Source organism: Ornithinimicrobium sp. F0845 (assembly GCF_023015765.1).
Classification (GTDB): domain Bacteria; phylum Actinomycetota; class Actinomycetes; order Actinomycetales; family Dermatophilaceae; genus Ornithinicoccus.
The window spans coordinates 1-19,531 of record NZ_JALKAL010000019.1 but is presented as its reverse complement, the minus strand read 5'-3'; the positions used below and the strand labels follow the sequence as shown (position 1 = coordinate 19,531).

General features: G+C 71.0%; 14 protein-coding genes and 1 pseudogene. 9 read left to right on the top strand and 6 right to left on the bottom strand.

Annotated features, from left to right (window positions below; all coding sequences use genetic code 11):
• Positions 1-50: 50 nt before the first annotated feature.
• Positions 51-2,156: a RecQ family ATP-dependent DNA helicase gene (locus tag MWU75_RS18635; RefSeq protein ID WP_247093783.1), complete on the bottom strand. Its 2,106-nt coding sequence runs from the start codon at positions 2,154-2,156 to the stop codon at positions 51-53.
• A gap of 259 nt (positions 2,157-2,415) precedes the next feature.
• Between MWU75_RS18635 and MWU75_RS18630 the strand changes: the two genes are divergently transcribed.
• The 4 genes from MWU75_RS18630 (at position 2,416) to MWU75_RS18615 (ending at position 8,025) form a co-directional block, all read left to right on the top strand.
• Complete coding sequence (locus tag MWU75_RS18630) at positions 2,416-4,050, top strand: S1C family serine protease (RefSeq protein ID WP_247093781.1); 1,635 nt, start codon at positions 2,416-2,418, stop codon at positions 4,048-4,050.
• A gap of 76 nt (positions 4,051-4,126) precedes the next feature.
• The gene (locus MWU75_RS18625; RefSeq protein ID WP_247093779.1) at positions 4,127-4,846 is read left to right on the top strand and encodes an HAD-IA family hydrolase; all 720 of its coding nucleotides are present in this window, start codon (positions 4,127-4,129) and stop codon (positions 4,844-4,846) included.
• Positions 4,846-7,374 carry a glycosyl hydrolase family 65 protein gene (locus MWU75_RS18620; protein WP_247093777.1) on the top strand — a complete coding sequence of 843 codons (2,529 nt, stop codon included), beginning with the start codon at positions 4,846-4,848 and terminating at the stop codon, positions 7,372-7,374. Before MWU75_RS18625 ends, MWU75_RS18620 begins: the two co-directional genes overlap by 1 nt.
• A 129-nt stretch (positions 7,375-7,503) precedes the next feature.
• Positions 7,504-8,025: a hypothetical protein gene (locus MWU75_RS18615; protein ID WP_247093775.1), complete on the top strand. Its 522-nt coding sequence runs from the start codon at positions 7,504-7,506 to the stop codon at positions 8,023-8,025.
• 40 nt (positions 8,026-8,065) lie between these two features.
• Here the strand turns inward: MWU75_RS18615 and MWU75_RS18610 are convergent, their stop codons facing one another.
• Complete coding sequence (locus MWU75_RS18610; protein ID WP_247093773.1) at positions 8,066-8,485, bottom strand: LysM peptidoglycan-binding domain-containing protein; 420 nt, start codon at positions 8,483-8,485, stop codon at positions 8,066-8,068.
• A gap of 229 nt (positions 8,486-8,714) precedes the next feature.
• Between MWU75_RS18610 and lexA the strand changes: the two genes are divergently transcribed.
• The gene (gene lexA, locus MWU75_RS18605; RefSeq protein ID WP_247093771.1) at positions 8,715-9,449 is read left to right on the top strand and encodes a transcriptional repressor LexA; all 735 of its coding nucleotides are present in this window, start codon (positions 8,715-8,717) and stop codon (positions 9,447-9,449) included.
• Between the two features lie 327 nt (positions 9,450-9,776).
• Here the strand turns inward: lexA and MWU75_RS18600 are convergent, their stop codons facing one another.
• The 4 genes from MWU75_RS18600 to MWU75_RS18585 form a co-directional block, all read right to left on the bottom strand.
• Positions 9,777-11,294 carry a PRC-barrel domain-containing protein gene (locus tag MWU75_RS18600; protein ID WP_247093769.1) on the bottom strand — a complete coding sequence of 506 codons (1,518 nt, stop codon included), beginning with the start codon at positions 11,292-11,294 and terminating at the stop codon, positions 9,777-9,779.
• A gap of 195 nt (positions 11,295-11,489) precedes the next feature.
• Complete coding sequence (locus MWU75_RS18595) at positions 11,490-12,278, bottom strand: LuxR C-terminal-related transcriptional regulator (RefSeq protein WP_247093767.1); 789 nt, start codon at positions 12,276-12,278, stop codon at positions 11,490-11,492.
• A 114-nt stretch (positions 12,279-12,392) separates the two neighbouring features.
• Positions 12,393-13,454, bottom strand: a complete 1,062-nt coding sequence (locus tag MWU75_RS18590; protein WP_247093765.1) for an aminotransferase class V-fold PLP-dependent enzyme — start codon at positions 13,452-13,454, stop codon at positions 12,393-12,395.
• A 77-nt stretch (positions 13,455-13,531) separates the two neighbouring features.
• Positions 13,532-14,254 (bottom strand): AIM24 family protein, encoded by a 723-nt coding sequence (locus tag MWU75_RS18585; RefSeq protein WP_247093763.1) that lies wholly within the window; start codon positions 14,252-14,254, stop codon positions 13,532-13,534.
• Positions 14,255-14,361: 107 nt separating this feature from the next.
• Between MWU75_RS18585 and MWU75_RS18580 the strand changes: the two genes are divergently transcribed.
• From MWU75_RS18580 to MWU75_RS18565, 4 genes and pseudogenes are all read left to right on the top strand, one after another.
• The gene (locus MWU75_RS18580) at positions 14,362-14,862 is read left to right on the top strand and encodes a hypothetical protein (protein WP_247093761.1); all 501 of its coding nucleotides are present in this window, start codon (positions 14,362-14,364) and stop codon (positions 14,860-14,862) included.
• Between the two features lie 129 nt (positions 14,863-14,991).
• Positions 14,992-15,936, top strand: a complete 945-nt coding sequence (locus MWU75_RS18575) for a LysR family transcriptional regulator (protein WP_247093759.1) — start codon at positions 14,992-14,994, stop codon at positions 15,934-15,936.
• A gap of 10 nt (positions 15,937-15,946) precedes the next feature.
• On the top strand, positions 15,947-16,828 hold the full coding sequence (locus MWU75_RS18570) for an NAD-dependent protein deacetylase (RefSeq protein ID WP_247093757.1): 882 nt from the start codon (positions 15,947-15,949) through the stop codon (positions 16,826-16,828).
• Between the two features lie 256 nt (positions 16,829-17,084).
• A pseudogene (locus MWU75_RS18565) lies at positions 17,085-19,531 on the top strand (hypothetical protein); the annotation flags it as partial.

Below are 19,531 nucleotides of genomic sequence, written 5' to 3'. Positions count from 1 at the left end.
GCGGTCAGCACGGGTCACCCACAGAACCAGCGTCACCCACAGAAGTGGGGTCAGCCCGCCTGGGCCAGCGCCAGGGGAAGCACCGCGTCGGCACCGGCGCGACGCAGCTCCCGGGCCGCGACGGTCATCGTCCACCGGGAGTCGACCAGATCGTCGATCAGCAGCACCGGCCCGTGGGTCCCGGCGAGCTGCTGGGCGAGGTCGGGCCCCACGGCGAACTGCTCCCACACCCCGGCGAGGCGGAAGGCGCTGTTGCCGCCCGACTCCCCCGGTGGTCCGCCGTTGACGGCGCTCAGCTCCCCGAGGTAGGGCAGCCGGCCGAGCTCGCTGATGCGGCGGGCCAGGGAGCCGACGAGCTGGGGGTGGCTGCGCGAGGGCACCGAGACGATCGCGACCGGGCGCTGGGCCCAGTCCCAGTCCGCCAGGACCTTGGTCACGGCGTTGACGATCTGGTCAGGCACGTCGGTGTCCGGCCCCTGGACCAGCTCGCGGACCCGCTGCCCCCACCCGAGGTCGGAGACCCGGGCCAGGGCGCGGCCGCCGGTCATCGCCTCCTCCACCGGGATCCTGCCCCGGACCGGCACACCCAGCCGGTCCATGCCGGAGGGCCACTGGGCGCGCGGGTCGAGCGGAACCCCGACCCGGGCCAGCTGACCGAGCGCGAGGTCGACGGCGTCGGCCGGGATCTCGGTGGGGAACCACGGGCCGGCGCACACGTCGCAGCGGCCGCAGGGGGCCGCGGTGGCGTCGTCCAGACACTCCTGCAGGAAGGCCATCCGGCAGGTCTGCGTGCGGAGATAGTCCAGCATCAGCTGCTGCTCGCGGTCGCGGGCCTGCGCCACCCGCTCGTAGCGCTCCGCGTCATAGGTCCAGGGCCGACCCGTCGCCGTCCAGCCGCCCTGCACCTTCTCCACCGCGCCCTCGACGTCGAGCACCTTGAGCAGCAGCTCCAGCCGGGTGCGACGGACGTCGACCTGGGTCTCCAGGGCAGCCGTCGACATCGGCCGTGCCGCACCCGCCAGTGCGGTGATCACGGCGTCCGCCTGCTCCTGCCGAGGCATCGCGGCCGAGGCGAAGTAGGCCCAGATGTTGCGGTCCTCGACACCGGGCAGCAGCAGCACGTCGGCCCGCTCGGTGGCGCGACCGGCTCGGCCCACCTGCTGGTAGTAGGCCACCGGCGAGCTCGGGGCGCCGAGGTGCACGACGAAACCGAGGTCCGGCTTGTCGAAGCCCATCCCCAGGGCGCTGGTGGCGACGAGAGCCTTCACCTCGTTGTCCCGCAGCCGTCGTTCCAGCTCGAGCCGGTCGGCGGGATCGGTCCGCCCCGTGTAGGCCGCGACCGTGTGCCCGGCGCGGGTGAGGGTGGCGGCGAGGTCCTCGGCGGCCGACACGGTCAGGGCGTAGACGATGCCGCTGCCGGGCAGGTCGCCCAGGTGGGCCAGCAGCCAGGCGATGCGCCGCTCGGGGGTCTCCAGCTCCAGGACGCCGAGTCGCAGCGAGGCCCGGGCCAGCGGTCCACGGATGGTGCTCACCTGCCGTGCGGTCCCGTCTGCGCCCACGGAGAGCTGCTCGACCACGTCGTGCACGACCCGCTCGTTGGCGGTCGCCGTCGTCGCCAGCACGGGAGTGTCGGCCGGCAGGCCGGCCAGCAGGGTGCGGATGCGGCGGTAGTCCGGGCGGAAGTCGTGCCCCCAGTCGCTGATGCAGTGCGCCTCGTCGACGACCAGCAGGCCGCACCGGGCGGCGAGGTCGGGCAGCTGCTCCTCCCGGAACCGGGGGTTGTTGAGGCGCTCGGGGCTGACCAGCAGCACGTCGACGGAGTCGTCCGCCAGCTGCTGACGCACGGCACCCCACTCCTCGGCGTTGGCGGAGTTCATCGACACCGCGGTGATCCCGGCGCGCCGGGCCGCCTCGATCTGGTCGCGCATCAGGGCCAGCAGCGGCGAGACGATGACGGTCGGCCCGGCACCCTGCTGCCGGCGCAGGGCGGTGGCCACGAAGTAGACGGCCGACTTGCCCCACCCGGTGCGCTGGACCACCAGGACTCTCTCGCGACGCTCGACCAGCGCCTCGACCGCCTCCAGCTGGCCGTCCCGGAAGTCGGCATCGTCGCGCCCGACGAGCCGCCTCAGTGCCTGCAGCGCCTGATCCCTCATGGCCCCCACGGTACGGTCCCCCACCGACGGAGGATCTCCCCTGTCCACAGGGCCCACCCCCCGGCACCGCGGCAGGAGGAGCATCATCCTCCAGACCGATACGGAAACCTCCTCCCCGCCATTGACATCATCCTCGGGCCCGACGCGGGGTCACCTGGGCTCTCCGTAGGTTCAAGTCTTGGCCCCACCGTGTGGCGGGGCCGGGTCGGACCCACACGTTGGGGGGCCGGTCCACCAGCCACCTCTCAGGAGTCCACCCGTGTCCCGCAAAACCCTCCCCCTGCTAGCCGGAGTCCCGCTGCTCGCCCTGGTCGTCACGGCCTGCGGCGGCGACGCCACCCCCGCCGTCGAGACCGTCACCGTGCAGGCGCCGCCCGGGGACTCAGCGCCCGCCACCGTCCCCCCACCCGCCGACGACCAGGCGCCCATCACCGCCGCTCCCGCCGACGCGGGCGGCAGCACCATCACCAGCCACCTGGACGCCCAGCCCGCCGTCGTCCAGATCCAGGCCATGGGCGGCATGCGCGACCCGGAGTTCGGCAACTACGTCAGCGGCGGCTCCGGCAGCGGCTTCCTGATCAGCTCCGACGGCCTGGCCATCACCAACAACCACGTGGTGACCGGCGCCGCGACCCTCGAGGTCTACATCGGCGGCGACACCACCCGCAGCTACAACGCCCGCGTCATCGGGGCCTCCGAGTGCAACGACCTGGCCCTCATCGACATCAGCGAGGCCGAGCCGCTGCCCTACCTCGACTTCGCCCAGGAGCCCGTCTCCGTCGGGCAGGAGATCTACGTCGCCGGCTTCCCGCTCGGCGACCCCGAGTACACCCTCACCCGAGGCATCGTCTCCAAGGCCAACGCCGACAGCGAGGACCTCACCTGGGCCTCCGTGGACCACTCCCTGGAGCACGACGCCGCGGCCCACCCGGGCAACTCCGGCGGCCCGCTGCTGACCACCGACGGCAGGGTGACCGGCGTCCACTTCTCCGGCTTCCTGCCGGCGGACATGGTGCGCCAGCAGTTCGCCATCGACCACCTGCTCACCCAGAACGTCCTGAGCCACCTGCGCGACGGCGACTACGAGTCGCTCGGCATCAACGCCCACCCGGTCGTCGACGAGGCCCTGGGGGTCACCGGGCTGTGGGTCAGCGGGGTCAAGCCCGGCTCGCCCGCCGCGCGCGCCAAGGTGGTACCCGGCGACATCATCACCACGCTCAACGGTCTGCCGATGGCGCCGACCGGCACGATGACCGAGTACTGCGACGTGCTGCGGACCTCCGGAGAGGGCACGCCCGTGGCCATCGAGGTGCTGCGCTGGGACACCGGTGAGGTGCTGCGCGGCGAGCTGAACAACCCCGTCGACGCGGACGCCGCCATGACGCCGGTCATGTCCTTCTACGACGAGATCGGGGACGAGGTGGCCGACGGTGGCAACTCCTACACCTACGAACGGATCGTCGACGACTCCGAGACCATCGTCATCGAGGTGCCGACGGACTGGACCGACCGGCAGACCGGCAGCTGGTCGGTGACCGGGATGCCCGCCATCGTGGCGGCACCGGACATCGACGCCTTCAACAACACCTGGTACGAGCCCGGCGTGATCTATGCCCAGACCTCCACGACCGACGACCTGCACGAGCTCATCGACGGCATGGACTTCGGCGCGGACTGCGTGGACGACGGCCGCTCGGACTACACCGACGGTCTGTTCACCGGCTACTACAACCAGTACAGCGACTGTGACGGCTCCGGCAACCAGATCGTCGTCCTGGCGGCCAACCCGACCGACGAGTCCTTCACCGCCCTGCTCGTGGTTCAGATGATCAACGACAGTGACGTGCTGGCCCTGGACCAGGCGTTCGCCACGTTCAACTACTTCACCGACTGACCCACCGGCGCACCGGCGCCGCATCTCCGGTCCCGTGCGCACGCGCCCCACCCCGGGCTGACCTAGGGTGGGGCGCGTGCAGTGGGACAATTACGACGCAGCCCTGTTCGACCTCGACGGGGTCCTGACCCCGACGGCCGAGGTGCACATGAGCGCCTGGGCCCGGATGTTCACCGAGTTCCTGACCGCCCGCGGCGGCCAGGAGCCCTACACCGAGGACGACTACTTCGCGCACATCGACGGACGCCCGCGTTATGAGGGGGTCGCCACGATGCTCGCCTCCCGCGGGATCGAGCTGCCCCAGGGCACTCCGGACGACCCGGGCTCGGCGGAGACCGTCTCCGGACTGGGCAACCGCAAGAACGAGCTGTTCACGCAGGTGCTGCGCAGCGAGGGGATCACGGCGTATGCCGGGTCGCTGGCTCTGCTCGACCACCTCGAGCAGGTGGGGGTCGCCATGGCGGTGGTCTCCTCCTCCAAGAACGCGCCGGAGGTGCTGCGGGCGGCCGGCATCGCCGACCGGTTCCCGGTGGTGGTGGACGGTGCGGTCGCCCACGACCACGGTCTTCCGGGCAAACCCCATCCGGACACCTACGAGTATGCCGCGGAGCAGCTGGGCGTCCCCTCCGCCCGGTCTGTGGTCCTGGAGGATGCGATCAGCGGGGTGCAGGCCGGCGCGGCCGGGGACTTCGGTCTGGTCGTGGGTGTCGACCGGGGCGCCGGTGCCGCGGCTCTGCGCGAGCACGGCGCCGACCTGGTGGTGGAGGACCTCGCCGAGCTGATCGGGGACCGGTGATGACGCAGACGCCGCACCTGAGCGCGGACCACGAGGAGCACCCGGGCCAGCACGAGCGGCCGCTGCTGGACCCACCGGTCGACCCGCTGGACCGCACCCGCTTCCCCGCCGAGCCGTGGCGGCTGGTCGAGAAGGAGTACAGCGGTGACGACCTCGGCGTCACCGAGACCAACTTCGCGGTCGGCAACGGCTACCTCGGTCTGCGGGGCAACGTCGAGGAGGGGCGCGACACCCACACGCACGGCACGTTCGTCAACGGCTTCCACGAGACCTGGCGGATCAAGCACGCCGAGGACGCGTTCGGCCTGGCCCGGGTCGGGCAGACGATCGTCAACGTGCCCGACCCGAAGGTGATCAAGCTCTATGTCGAGGACGAGCCGCTCCTGTTGGCGCAGGCCGACCTGGAGGACTACGAGCGCTCCCTGGACTTCCGCGACGGGATGCTGCGCCGCTCCCTGATCTGGAGGACCTCCTCGGGCAAACGGGTCCGCGTGACCACGACCCGGATGGTCTCCTTCCCCGAGCGGCACGTGGCGCTGATGACCATGGACCTGGAGATGCTCGACGGCGATGCGCCGATCGTGATCTCCAGCCAGCTGCTCAACCGGCAGGACGGCTTCGACGAGTATCACGTGCGGGCCGCCGCGATGGGCGAGGGCCTCGACCCGCGCAAGGCCGAGGGCTTCGACCGTCGGGTGCTGGACCCTCAGGCGCACTGGGCGAAGGGCCGCCGGGCCCTGCTCGGCTACGTCTGTCACGAGTCGCGGATGACTCTCGCGGTGGCGACCGAGCACGTCCTGGAGACGGAGAACGCCTACACCGAGGAGAGTGCCTGCGAGAACGACAGCGCCAAGCACGTCTTCCGCATCGAGGCCAAGGCGGGCCACCCGATCCACCTGGAGAAGTGGGTCGTCTACCACACCTCTCGCGGGGTGCCCGTGCGCGAGCTGACCGACCGCTGCCTGCGCACCCTGGACCGGGTGCGCAACGACGGGATGGACCACCTGCACGCCGAGCAGCGGGCCTGGGTCGACGACTTCTGGTCGCGTGCCGACGTGACCACCCCCGGCCAGCCCGAGGTGCAGCAGGCCATCCGGTGGAACCTGTTCCAGCTGGCCCAGGCCTCGGCCAGGGCGGACACGAGCGGGGTGCCGGCCAAGGGCGTCACGGGGTCGGGCTACGGCGGCCACTACTTCTGGGACACCGAGGTCTACGTGATGCCGTTCCTGACCTACACCGCTCCCCAGGCGGCCCGCAACGCCCTCCGGTTCCGGCACAACATGCTGGACGCCGCGCGGGCACGTGCCCGGGACATGTCGCAGGAGGGGGCCCTCTTCCCCTGGCGCACGATCAACGGCGAGGAGGCCTCGGCATACTTCGCCGCGGGCACCGCGCAGTATCACATCAACGCCGACGTCGCCCACGCCCTGATGCAGTACGTCCACGCCACCGGGGACCGGAAGTTCCTCCTCCGGGAGGGCCTCGACATCCTCATCGAGACAGCCCGCATGTGGGCCGACCTCGGCTTCTGGGCCACCAACGGGGACAGCCGCTTCCACATCCACGGCGTGACCGGACCGGATGAGTACACCACGGTCGTCGACGACAACCTGTTCACCAACGTCATGGCCCGTCAGAACCTCACCAACGCCGCAGCCGCGGTGACCGAGTTGCGGGCCTCCGACCCGCGGGACTACGCCCGGGTCGTGACCCGGCTGGGTCTGCGGGACGAGGAGGTCGTGGAGTGGCAGCGCGCTGCCGAGGGCATGTTCATCCCGTTCGACGACCACCTGCGGGTGCACCCGCAGGACCTGCACTTCCTGGAGCGCGAGGTGTGGGACCTGCCGCAGACGCCCGCCGAGAAGCGCCCCCTGCTGCTGCACTATCACCCGCTGGTGATCTACCGCTTCCAGGTGCTCAAGCAGGCAGACGTCGTGCTGGCCATGTATCTCGCGGGCCAGTCGTTCACCCCGGAGGAGAAGCGGGCCAACTTCGAGTACTACGACCCGATCACCACCGGTGACTCGACCCTGTCTGCGGTCGTGCAGTCGATCGTGGCCGCGGAGGTCGGCTATCACGAGATGGCGCTGCGCTACTTCTACGACGGCCTCTTCGTGGACCTCGACGACCGCCACGGCAACACCTCCGATGGGGTGCACGTAGCCTCGACAGGCGGCGTGTGGGCCGGACTGGTGGCTGGCTTCGGTGGGATGCGCGACCACGGTGGGGTGCTCCGTTTCGACCCCCGCATGCCCTCGTCGTGGCCCGAGCTCGGCTTCCGCCTCGGATGGAACGGCTCCCGGCTGCACGTGGTGGTGCGCACCAGCGAGCTGCGACTGCGCGTCCTCGAGGGCGAGCCTGTCGAGGTCGAGGTGCGCGGTCAGCTGGTGACGGTCGGCGCCGAGGAGGTCGTGGTGCCGCTGGACGGGATGGGACCGCGTATCGACGGGATCCTCCCGCCCATTCCGGTCGTCGGCGCGCACACCCAGCAGGGCCAGCGCCTCATCCCCGCCGTGCCGCGGCCCTGAACGCGTCCTCACGTGTGCCCCCGGCCGCACTCGTTGAGCACCGCCACAGGAGCCTTTGGTGCGTGCCGGTCGAGGGTGTCCCGGACAGGTGATCATCCCGTCCGGCGTGGAATGTGGTCGACTGGAGTCATGACCGACGTGAATGACAACGCTTCCGAGGCTGCGGACCCGGATCCTGCGGACAGCACAGAACCTGCGGACAGCACAGATCCTGCGGACAGCGCAGACGGCCCGCCCCCGAGTGAGACCGACCGTCTCGCGGCACAGGTCAGCGGCCCCGAGGACCAGGTCGGCATGACGGCACTCTGGCGGCTCACCATGGGTCTGGACCACTGGTGGTTCATTGCGGTCGGCGAGCCCGGGATGGAGTCGCCAGCGGCCGCCGAGATCAGCGGGCAGCTCATGCTGCTCACCTTCACCACCTCCGAGCGGGCCCGTGACTTTGCCGTCAAGCAGGAGATGATCGGCGCTGACGATGACCTCAACGCCATCGCGCTGCCTCCGGCGGAGGTGGTCGACTCCAGCGGCAGCTACGTCGACGCCGGCATCCAGGGGCTGATGTTCGACCCGCACATCAGCGGCTTCTACATCCCCAGCGAACAACTCCCCGTCGTCTGGGACGCCGTCACCAGCACCCATACCTCCGACTGAGCGATCGAGGACGACCGGGCGTCCGACACCGACGGAGCCATCAGGGCTGAGGTATCGCGAGCTCCATCCCTGCCTGGATGTGCAGGGTGTTCAGGTCGTTGGCCAGCTGGATCTGGACGATCGCGCGATCCATCGGGAGCTCGGGGAGCTCGCTCACCGCGATCTGAGACAGCGTGTCTCCCGGCTGAACCGTGACCGTGTGGCCGGCGGAGGCCGTGGCAGGGAGCATCCCCAGTGCGGCCACGACCGCGAGGACGAGCACCGTCGCCACGGTCAACGTGACCGCGAGGCGTCCGCGTCGGGTCAGGACCAGCTGCCCGGTCCGGCCGCCATCCACGGGGGCACGCTCCCCCGGTGCGACGACCCGCAGGTGGTCGCGCCGCCCCGGAGTCCGGCCGCCGTCCCGCCCAGCCTGGGTCGTCTCGAAGTCCTGCAGGTCATGCAGTGCGATGGCGCTCATGGGTCCCTCCGTCTCTGCCTGGTCCGAACGCGTGTGCGTCGGACGCATGTTCCATGTCTAGCACATCCGTCCGACGCTGTCGACACGCCGTGTCGAACTGATGTTTGCCACCACGTTCGAATGCTCGTACGATGAGGTGACGTCACAGAGACAACCAGAGACCACTGACAGAGCTGATGACCTGCAGGTTTACGGCTTGGGCAAGGGTCCAGAGCGAGAGGGGTAGGAGATGGCCGACATTCACGAGATGCCGGACCGCGACGGGCGGGCCGATCTCACGGCGCGCCAGGAGAAGGTGCTGCACGTCATCAAGGAGTCGGTCGACCAGCGCGGCTACCCGCCGAGTCTCCGCGAGATCGGCAGCGCGGTGCAGCTGGCCTCGCCGTCCTCGGTGGCCTACCAGCTGCGGATGCTGGAGCGCAAGGGCTATCTCCGACGCGACCCGAACCGCCCGCGCGCCATCGAGGTGGTGCTGCCGGGCACGGGGCAGGGCGAGGCTCCCGGCTACCGCCGCCCCGGCGCTCCGGCCGTGGCCGAGTCCGTGGGCGAGATTGACTTCGACGAGACGGGCATGGGCGACGCGCGGCCCGAGGCCTCCTACGTCCCGGTCGTGGGTCGGATCGCAGCCGGTGGCCCGATCCTTGCCGAGCAGGCCGTGGAGGACATCTTCCCGCTGCCGCGCCAGATCGTGGGCGACGGCGAGCTGTTCCTGCTCAAGGTTGTCGGCGACTCGATGATCGACGCCGCGATCTGCGACGGTGACTGGGTGGTGGTCCGGCGCCAGGAGGACGCGATCAACGGTGACATCGTGGCCGCGATGCTCGACAACGAGGCCACCGTCAAGACGTTCAAGCGGACGGACGGGAAGCTCTGGTTGCTCCCGCACAACGATGCCTACGACCCGATCGACGGCGACGACGCCGTCGTCCTGGGCAAGGTCACCGCTGTCCTGCGTCGCGTCTGACGACGCAACTACCTGACACTCGCGTCTACCGCCGGAACTCCTCGCCTCTGACGCCGTGCCCGCAGGGCATCGGGGTCGAGCAGCCCGGCGGAACTCACTGACATGGGTGCGCGTTAGCGCCTGTGTCCCTGTGCTGGTGCCGCCTGCCGGTCCTCACCCCTCCCGGCAGGTGGCACCGAGAGACAACGACTGCGCCGCCCGACCACCAGGTCGGGCGGCGCAGTTCTGTTTGACGCAGTTCCGTGTAAGCGCACAAGGTGGTCAGGGCGCTACGACTCCCCCGGTGCGAGTTCGCCCTGCCCGCCGCGCGTCAGGGCGCTGCGCGGGTCAGAGCGCTCCTCGGGCGTCGTTGAGGCGAGCCCGCTCCTCGTCCGTCATGTCGGTGCCGTCGCGATCGGGGTGATAACCCTGCGCCCCGTAGGCCTCGGGCTCCCCCGTGTCGTCGACACCAGCGTCGGTGCCGGCGGGCAGTGTCGCGGCATCCGCGGGCAGGCTCGCGTCATCCGCGGGCAGGATCGCATCGTCCACGGGAAGGGTGGCATCGTCCGCGGGCAGGGTGGCCCCGTCGGCCGGGTCCTCGGTGTCCACCGCGAGCTCGGCACCTGGCCCGGTGTCGGCGATGGGCTTGCCCTGCTCGGCGCCCGGCACCTCGTAGGCAGTGGTCTCGGTGTCGCTGGCGGCGATGCCACCGGCTGCGGCGCCGGCAACGGCTGCTCCGGTCACAGCCGCCGCGGCACCGCCGGTCGGACCACCGGTTTCCTCGGCTGCTGCGGGATAGCCCGTACCGGTCTGGTGCGTGGCGCCGGTCACGGCATCATCGACGCCGCGCTCATCCGTGGCGAGGTCGTCTCGCAGAATGCCCTCGGTCTCCAGGTCACCGGTGCCGGCGTCAGCCGCGATGCCAGCCGGGGCAGCCGCCGCCGGGGCGGTGTGGCCTTCGTAGGCGCCGGAGTGCGCGGCGGGACGGTCGGGTGAGTAGCCGGAGCGGCTCACCCGGGTCGGCTCCTCGTCCGCAGGATCGGTCGACGGGACTGACCAGTCGGTGGCCACGGGCTCCTCGGGGGACTCCTCCGCGGCCCAGTCCGCCTGAGCGGCCGGGTTCGTCTGCTGATAGTGCGCCTGCCGCGTCTCCGCCCAGTCGGCATCGCCACCGGCCGCCGCTGCGTCCTCGGCCGTGATCGGCCCCTCCGCGTCCTCCGAACGAGCCACATCGTCCGAGACCTCCGGACGCGCCGCACCGTGGGCGGCCGAGGCGGCGGCACCGATGGCAGCGGCCTCCGGCGCAGCGGCACCACCGGGTGCCGTCGCAGCTACCGGACCACCGGTCTCAGCCGCGGGATCCGCACTGGCCTGCGTGTCGGCATACTCCGGGAGGCCCTGACCGTCGCGATCATCGTCCTCCCGCTCCGCCTCGCGCTCGTCCTCGCCATCGACCCGGGCGTCGTGCAGGTCCTCGGCGACCTGCTCACTGCCGAAGGCCGCGGTCCGGTCCGCACCGTCAGCGGTGTCCCCGGCAGCCGGCGCAGCGCTGCGGTCCACGCCGTAGTACTCGTAGAGGAGCGCCTGCTGGCTGTCGTCGAGGTGGTTCTCGGCGTCGATCCGCGGGGAGTCCTTGATGAAGTCCTTGCTGTAGGGCAGCTGAATGTTCCCGTTGACGACCTCGGCGGCGCCGAGCGGCGCGAACGACTCGCGGAGGCCGAACAGACCACTCTTCACGCTGACCCAGGCGGGCTGACCGTTCGCGTCGTCCAGGTAGATCTGACCCACGCCACCGACCTTGTCGCCGTTCTGGTCGATCACATCGGCATCGGTCAGGCTGGCAAGGTGTTCGCTGTTGATGGGCACGTGCACTCTCCTTGCTCGAGGGTCCCGGCATCGGGGGCCAGGATCACTCCTGAACGTATCCCGCGGCGACACCCGGCGCCAGTGCGAACCGAGGTCCGGCTGGTGGCGAGAACCCGTAGTGCCGGGCGGTGCGGCCCCGGGAAGAGGCACCGCCCGGCACTGCCGTGGGACGCGAGCCCCCGCGCGCGCAGACCGTCACGAGACATCAACGGTGTCGTAGGCGATGACCCCAAGCTGGTGAGCCTGGTTCACGGCACTCAACCGGTCGCTCACACCGAGCTTGTCGTAGATGTGGCCCAGGTGCCGGTGCACCGTGCGCGTCGAGCAGCCAGCCTTGCGAGCGATGACCGCCGCCTTGTAGCCGTGGGACAGCAGCTCCAGCACCTCGACCTCGCGTTCGGTCAGGCTGGGGCCGGTCCCGTCACCTGTCGGCACCGCCCCGGCCGGCTCGGCGGAGGGCTCGCTGAGAGGGAACCGTAGGAGCAGGCCCAGCCCGGCGACCACGGGCTGGACAGCGCGCAGGAGCGCCAGATCGTCGTCGGTGAAGTCGGGGCCCGCCCGCCCCACGACGAAGAGGACCGCGTCCGCCCCCGCGTGCACGGGCAGCGTCGCGATCTGGTCGATCCCGAAGGTGATCATGCAGCTGGCCCGGGCTGCGGAGCGCTGCCATGCGCGCCCGCCGTGCGCGCGGGCGGCGGTCGTCGGGGCGAGGTCCCCTCGCGTGATCGGCCCGAGCAGGGGGTCGTCGAGCCGGTCGCGGATCTGCTCTCGCACCCCCACCGGCTCGCGTCCCTGATGCAGCCGACCCCCGATGACCTGGACGTCGAGATGGGTCGTGTCGGCCCGGATGAGCAGCCCGATCGTGGCACCCAGCTCGGCGATCAGGATGTCGACGATCACGTCCACCCGGTCCTCGAGGCGCTGGGGCGCATGCGAGACGGCGGTGACCATCTCCACCACCACTGCATACGGGTCCCGAGCCATAGGCACAACCGTCATTGTTGCCTAAGTCACACTGGGTGTAAACGTTCTGGAGATGTATATCCAGGCGCGTCCGGGAACCGCCCCGCAGGCCTCACGTGGGGGCGGCTGACCCGGTCAGTCGAGGGCCTCGGCGACCAGGTCCACGTCGGCGACGGTGTTCCACACGTGGAAGGCCAGACGGACCCGGCCCGCCCGGCTGGCGCAGCGGACGCCCGCGGCCTCCAGGCCTGCCGCCAGGTCACCTGCGGGGTCGTCCAGCGTGATCACCGGACGGGCGCACGGCTCCAGGCCCAGCCGCCCGCGCAGCGCGTTGGCCAGGGCGAGATCGTGCTCCCGCACCTGCTCGGGGTCCAGCGTGGCGAACACCTCGCTCGCGGCCGCCGCCCCGACCCAGCACAACCAGGCGAGGGAGACGTCGAAGCGTCGGGCGTCCGCCGCCAGGGTCATCTCCGGCCCGTAGACCGAGTCCCAGACCGACTCCCCCGCGTACCAGCCGGCGTTGTTCGGCGTGATCCGGTCCGCCACCTCGGGTCGCACGGTGAGGTAGGCCGTGCCGCGCGGCTGGCACAACCACTTGTAGGCCGAGCAGACCGTCAGGTCGAACAGGCCGGCGTCCACCGGCATCCAGCCCGTGGCCTGCGTCGTGTCGCAGAGGGTCATCGCCCCGTGCTCGGCCGCCGCCTGCGTCACCGCCGGGACGTCGACCAGGTCCCCGGTGCTGCTCTGGGCCAGGCTGAAGGCGACCAGATGCGTCTTCGCCGTGACCGCGTCTGCCAGGTCCGCCAGCGGGACGTGACGGACCGTGGCGCCACGCCGCTCCTGCACCTGGAAGGGGAAGGTGACCGAGGTGAAGTCCCCGGTGACACAGAGGATCTCGGCCCCGTCCGGCACGGAGGTGGCGACCGTCCCCACCAGGACCGACGCCTGGGAGCCGAGGGCAACTGAGCTGGTCTGCACACCCACCAGCTCGGCATACTGCCGGCGGGCACGCTCGGCCAGCTCACCGTATTCGACGGGACAGGCCTCCCCGGCCTGCCAGCGGAGCAGCGCGTCCTGCATCGCGTCCACGACCGGGCGCGGCGGCAGGCCGAGCGTCGCGGCGTTCAGATACCCGGGGGCGGGCTTCCAGAACTTCTTGGCCAGCTCGGCAGCAGTGCGGTCCGTCACAGTAGTCATAGATCTACGGTGACGGACCGCGATCAATTACACAACCCCATAATAGTTCAAGATTGCATAACTTGTGCTTACTTTTATCAGTTGAACAGGCCCCCGATGCCGCTGGACCCCGAGGACTCCTGCTTGTGGCCGCCGGTCGCGATGCCCTCGGACGGCTGGATCAGCACGTAGCCCTGACCGCCGAACGCCATCTGGACCAGCTCGCCCGTGCCGCCGCGCACCAGCGAACCCAGCCCGCCGGTGTCCACCTTGATGTCCATGGTGACCCCCGCCGTCCACAGCACCACGGCCTGGGCGTCCCCGAAGGTGGGGGCCCCGGACACGTCAAGCGCCACGGGCTCGCCGTGGGTCGTGATCGCCACGTATCCGGTCCCCCGGAGCGTGACGTTGTACATCCCGCCAGCCATCATCCCGCCACGAGCCTGGATGCGGTGGATGTCCCAGTCGATGGAGGCCGAGAAGGCCAGCACGCTGTTGCCGTTGACCGAGATCGAGTCGTTCTCCAGGTAGATGATCTGGATGTCGGCGGCGTCATGGGCCAGGAAGAGCTCGCCCTGCCCGGCACACTCCATGAGGTCGACACCCTCACCGGTCATGGCGGACTTGAGCATCTTGTTGAGCCCGCCGGAGCCCTTGTTCTTGAAGGTGATGTTGCCCTGGTAGGCCACCATCGAGCCGTTCAGCGCGAGGACCGGTCCGTAGGCCATGGACACCTTCAGCAGCTTCTTGTTCTGCTGCACGAAGGGGTCGGTCGCCTGGTTCTCGGCGTGATCGCTGAACAGTTTGCCGTGTATCGCCATGCTCTTTCCTGTCTCCCTCTGGTCGGTCGGCCACCCCACTCGCGGCCACCGCATCTCATCCCTCCGACGGTGCGCCGGCGGGGTCTCGCCGGGCTATGCTCCCAGTCATGGGATTCCTGGACAAGGCCAAGGCGGCCGCGACCGATCTGGCGGCGAAGGCAGACACCGCGCTCAGTCAGGCATCCACCAGCCTGAGTGGTGGCGGCGACGCGGAGCGACTGCTGCGCGACTACGGGCTGCTCATGTGGCGGCAGTCGCACGGCCAGCCGGTGGATGACGCCGAGCTCACCCGGGTCACCGAGGCCCTCCAGCGACAGGACGGGGAGGGGCGCCTGCACGGTCTGGCCCTCCACACCACCCCGGTGGCCGCACCGCCACCTCCCGGCGGCTACCAGGCACCGCCGCCTCCCGGTGAAGCAGCGACCCCGCCTCCCCCGGGGCAGTCCCCACCTCCCCCGGGGCAGTATGGCGGAGCTGCCGGTCAGCCCGGCCCCGCCGCCCCCGAGGGTGGTCAGTCGGCGCCGGGCACCGAGGGTGGTCAGCCCGGGTCGAGCACCGAGGGTGGCAGCCGGGTGCCGCCGCCCCCGCCGCCGCCGTCAGGTTTCTGAGCCACAGCCCTCACGAACCACAGCCCTCCTGAGCCACAGCCCGACCCGGGGGCGACCCGCGGACCCGGCTGACCGTCATACTCGGTCCGCCCTTCTTTCGAGGCATAAGTTCGGCTTATCCTTGTGGCCATGTTTGATGTAGCCGGTTTGCGAGTGATGCGGGCGATCGCCAGCGAGGGCAGCTTCACGGCCGCGGCCCGCTCCCTGGGCTATACCCAGCCCGCCGTGTCCCAGATGGTCCGTCGTCTCGAGCAGCGCACCGGGACCGTGCTGGTGGAGCGCACGGGCCGCAGCGTCCGGCTGACCGAGGCGGGCGAGGTGCTCGCCCGGCACGCGGTCTCCGTGCTGGCGGCCCTGGACAACGCCGAGGCCGAGGTGGCGGCGATCGCCGGCCTGGAGAGCGGCCGCGTGCGGCTCATGGCCTTCCCCTCCTCGTCGGCCACCCTGGTGCCGCGCGCCCTGGCCACGGTGAAGGCCGCGCACCCGGGCGTCACCGTGAACTTCTCCGAGGCCGAGCCCCCGGAGTCACTGGCCGCCCTGCGGGGCGGCCTGTGCGACCTCGCGGTCGCGTTCACCTACGACGGCACCGACGCCGGCCGCGGCGAGGACGACCTGGAGGGTCTGGAGGTGATCGACATCCTCACCGACCCGGTGACCGTCGCGCTCCCCACGGACCACGCGCTGGCCGACCAGGAGGTCGTCAGTCTCACCGACCTTCGGGACGAGCCGTGGATCGCGGGCTGTCCCCGCTGCCGCGGCCACCTGCTGGAGCTGTGCGACCAGGCCGGTTTCCACCCCGACGTCAGTTTCGAGACCGAGGACTACGTGGCCGTGCTGGGGCTCGTCGCCGCCGGGCTGGGGGTCGCGCTGGTCCCGCGCCTCATCCTGGAGTCGGTCTCGCACCCGGGCGTGCGCACGCTGCCGCTGGAGCCCCGCTCCATCCGCACCGTCCAGGTGGTGACCACGCCGGACCTGCGCCGGGTGCCGGCCGTGGAGGCCACGGTCAAGGCGCTGTGCGCCAGTGCCCGCGAACTCACCCTCAGCGAGTCCTCCGACGAGCTTGTCCGCTCCTAGAATCCGAGACGTGTCGATCGAGCCCCTGATCCCACCGTCCCGCCCGGTGGCCGAGGAGGACTACCAGCGGCTCCGCGCGCTCGTGGCGGAGGGCGGTGTCACCGCCCTCACCGGCGCGGGGATGTCGACGGCCTCGGGCATCCCCGACTACCGCGGCCCCGACGGCTCCCGTCGGGTGCAGCCGATGCAGTATGCCGAGTTCCTCGCCTCCGCGGAGAACCGCCGCCGCTACTGGGCGCGCAGCTATGTCGGCTGGTCCCGCTTCCGGGCTGCCGGCCCGAACGAGGCGCACGCCGCGGTCGCCGCCCTCCAGCGGAGCGGCCACGTCGAGGACCTCATCACCCAGAACGTCGACGGCCTGCACCAGGCCGCCGGGTCGACCGGGGTCATCGAGCTGCACGGCAACCTCAACGACATCGTGTGCCTCAACTGTGGCGAACGGTTCGAGCGCGGCGTGGTGCACGGCTGGATCGCCGAGGCCAACCCTGGGTTCACCGCGGAGAGCGACCAGATCCGTCCCGACGGCGACGTCGTGCTCGCGGCGCAGGACTTCGCCGACTTCCGGCTCGTGCGGTGCGTCACCTGCGGGTCCGACCTACTCAAGCCGGACGTGGTGTTCTTCGGCGGGTCCGTCGCCAAGCCGGTGGTCGAGCGGGCCTACGCAGCGGTGGAGTCGGCCGACGCCCTGCTCGTCCTGGGGTCGTCCCTGCAGGTGATGAGCGGCCTCCGGTTCGTCAAGCGCGCCCACGCACTGGGCATCCCGGTCGCGGTCGTCACCCGCTGGGCCACGCGAGGCGACGAGTGGGCGACTCTCCGCATCGACGGGCTGCTGCAGGACGTCCTGCCCAGGCTGGTTGACGACTGCGTGACCGAAGCGACCACCGTGCCCTGACGACTTCGCAACAGCCACCTGCGCCTTCTCCAGGTGACGTTGTGGGGCCGCTGCGACCGTGGTGCATCCACAGGTATGTCGTGTGGTCGCCGGGGGCTGTCGGTGCCGGCTGGCAGGGTCTGTCCACAGATGGGGGGTGTGTCGCCGAGCGAGCGTCGCACACATGTGCTAAGTTGTGTGGTGTAGGGAAGAACCGACCACTGGTCGTGGTCGTGAACGGTGGATGTTCGTCGAGGGTGTTGGGGAGGTGGGGTTGGTGGCTCGTCACACGGAGGTGTTCGAGGCGTCCGGTGGGGGTGTGTCCGCGTTGGAGGCGCGCCTGGCTGCGGTGCTGGCCGACCCGCCCGTCCGGGAGGTGGAGCTGGAGGAGATCGCCCCAGTTCCGGACTGCTCCGTGGTGGTGGAGTTCGTGTCCCTGGCCGAGGACGCGGTGATTGTCGCGCTGGGGGCCCTGGGGGTGGCCCCGGCCGAGTGCGCGGTGCTGACCGACCTGGCCCAGGCGTGCGCGTCGGTGTCCCGCCGCGGGGCCGCCGCACCGGGCCAGGAGTTCTTCACCCGCATCGCCACCACCGGCTCTTCAGCCGCTGAGGCACCTGACTCCTTCGGCCCGGGTGCCGCCGACAATGGCCCCCACCACCCCACCGGTCCCTCCGGCCCTGACCCCGCCGAGGCAGACGCTGCCGCTGGCCCCACCGGTCCCGCCGACCCTGACCCCGCCGAGGCAGACGCTGCCGCTGGCCCCACCGACCCAGGATCGGCTGATGCTGCGCCTGTATCGGGTGAGGAGGCGGCGGTGGTGAAGGGTCGGGCGTCGTCGTTGGTGGGTGCGGTGAGCACGTTGTCGCGGGCGGCGGGCCGGTTGGAGCGGGTGTTGATCTCCGGGGCGCGGGAGCTGACCGCGGCCCAGGGCAAGTTGTTGCTGGCCGACAAGGGCGTGGTCTCGATGGATGAGCTGACCCCGGCCCAGACCGACGCGTGGCGGGCGGATGCGAAGAAGCGGGCCCGCACGGATCTGGAGTTTGAGATGGGCTGGGGTGCTGGGGAGGTGCGGCACCTGGTCGCGTTGGCTAACCAGGCCGCGTCCGTGCGGGTCCCGGTGGCCTCGGCGATGGCCTCGGGGGAAGCCTCCTGGCGGTTGGTGCGGGGCTACCTGAATGCCGCCGGGCACCTGCCCACGCACCTGGCCGCCGGGGTCGCGGGGGCCCTGTTCGGTACCGATGCGTCGGTGGCGGCCACCGAGCGGTTGACTTCTGAGCGGGAGTTCACCGGTCGTCCGTGGGCCCACAAGGAGTTCTACCGGGCCCTGGACCGGGAGGTGACCAAGGCCGAGGCGCATCTGGGCGAGGACGAGCGGCGGGCCAAGTCCCGGGAGAAGTCGCTGCAGGGGGCCGACACCTGGGGGAAGGTCGATGAGGACGGGACCGCGAGCTTCGGGATGTCCTGCACCGGGACCCAGCTGGCCGCGATCAGCGACCGGCTGGAGGGCGCGGCCCGCCGGGCCCGCGCCAACGGTGATGGCCGCACCCTGGGCCAGCTGCGTGCCGCGATCGGCACCGTGTTGCTGCTGCGCGGCACCGTCCACCTGGACGACTGGCCCGAGGAGGACGACCTGATCACCCCCGAACAGAGCGCACAGCTGGCCGCGATCCTGGACGGGCTACCCGCGGCGGTCCTGAATGTCATCGTCCCCCTCAACCACCTGAACCCCGACCCCGACGGCTCCGCCGACCCCGACTGTGACGGCGAGCAGACCGGTGCGGACGCGGCGGACGAGGCAGACGGTGCCGGTGAGCCTGGCGACCGGCACTGCACCTGCGCCGAGGCCACATCCTCGGCCGCTGCCGACCCGACCCACGGGCGCGGCGCCGACGACCACACCCAGGACGGCCCGACGCAGGCAGAGGACCACAGCGGCAGCGACGCGCAGGGGGACTCTGCCCCGGCCACGGGTCAGCCGCAGGACTCTGCCCCCGAGACGGGGCAGCCGCAGGACTCTGCCCCCGAGACGGGTCAGCCGGGCGACTCTGCCCCCGAGACGGGGCAGCCGGGCGACTCTGCCCCGCGGACGGATCCGCTGGGGGACTCTGCCTCTGGGCAGGGCTCTGCCCCGGGGGCGGGTGAGCACGGGCCGGACTGTGCCTGCTCACTGCCCGGCCCGGACCCGCAGGAGAACTCTGCCCCGGGCGCACGGCCGGTGGGGCCGGCTGCGGCCCGGTTCGGGTCCGGGGTGTTCGGCATCGGGGAGGTCCTGGGCCGCCGGTCCACGTTCCTGTCCCCGCAGGAAGTGGCCCGGCTGGCGTTGACCCCAGGGTCGGTGATGCACCGCCTGGTCACCGACCCGCTCACCGGGCGGTGCCTGGAACGCTCCACCAAGTCCTACCCGTTCACCCCCGCGATGAAGACCCAGATCGCCTTCGCCGACGGCATGTGCCGCGCGCCGGGCTGCACCCAGCCCGCCGCGGCCTGCCAGTTCGACCACGTCACCGCCCACGCCACCGGCGGGCACACCTGCGAGGCCAACGGCGCCCTGGCCCACGCGCCCCACCACGACCAGAAGACCAAGCAGTACCTGGACGTGGTCATCAACCACCGGCGGGAGATGACCTGGCAGACCCTGCTGGGCAAGATCTACAAGACCAAGGCCCACGACTACACCCAGTACTCCACCATGCTCACCGAAGCCACCGACCAGGTCCTGGCCGC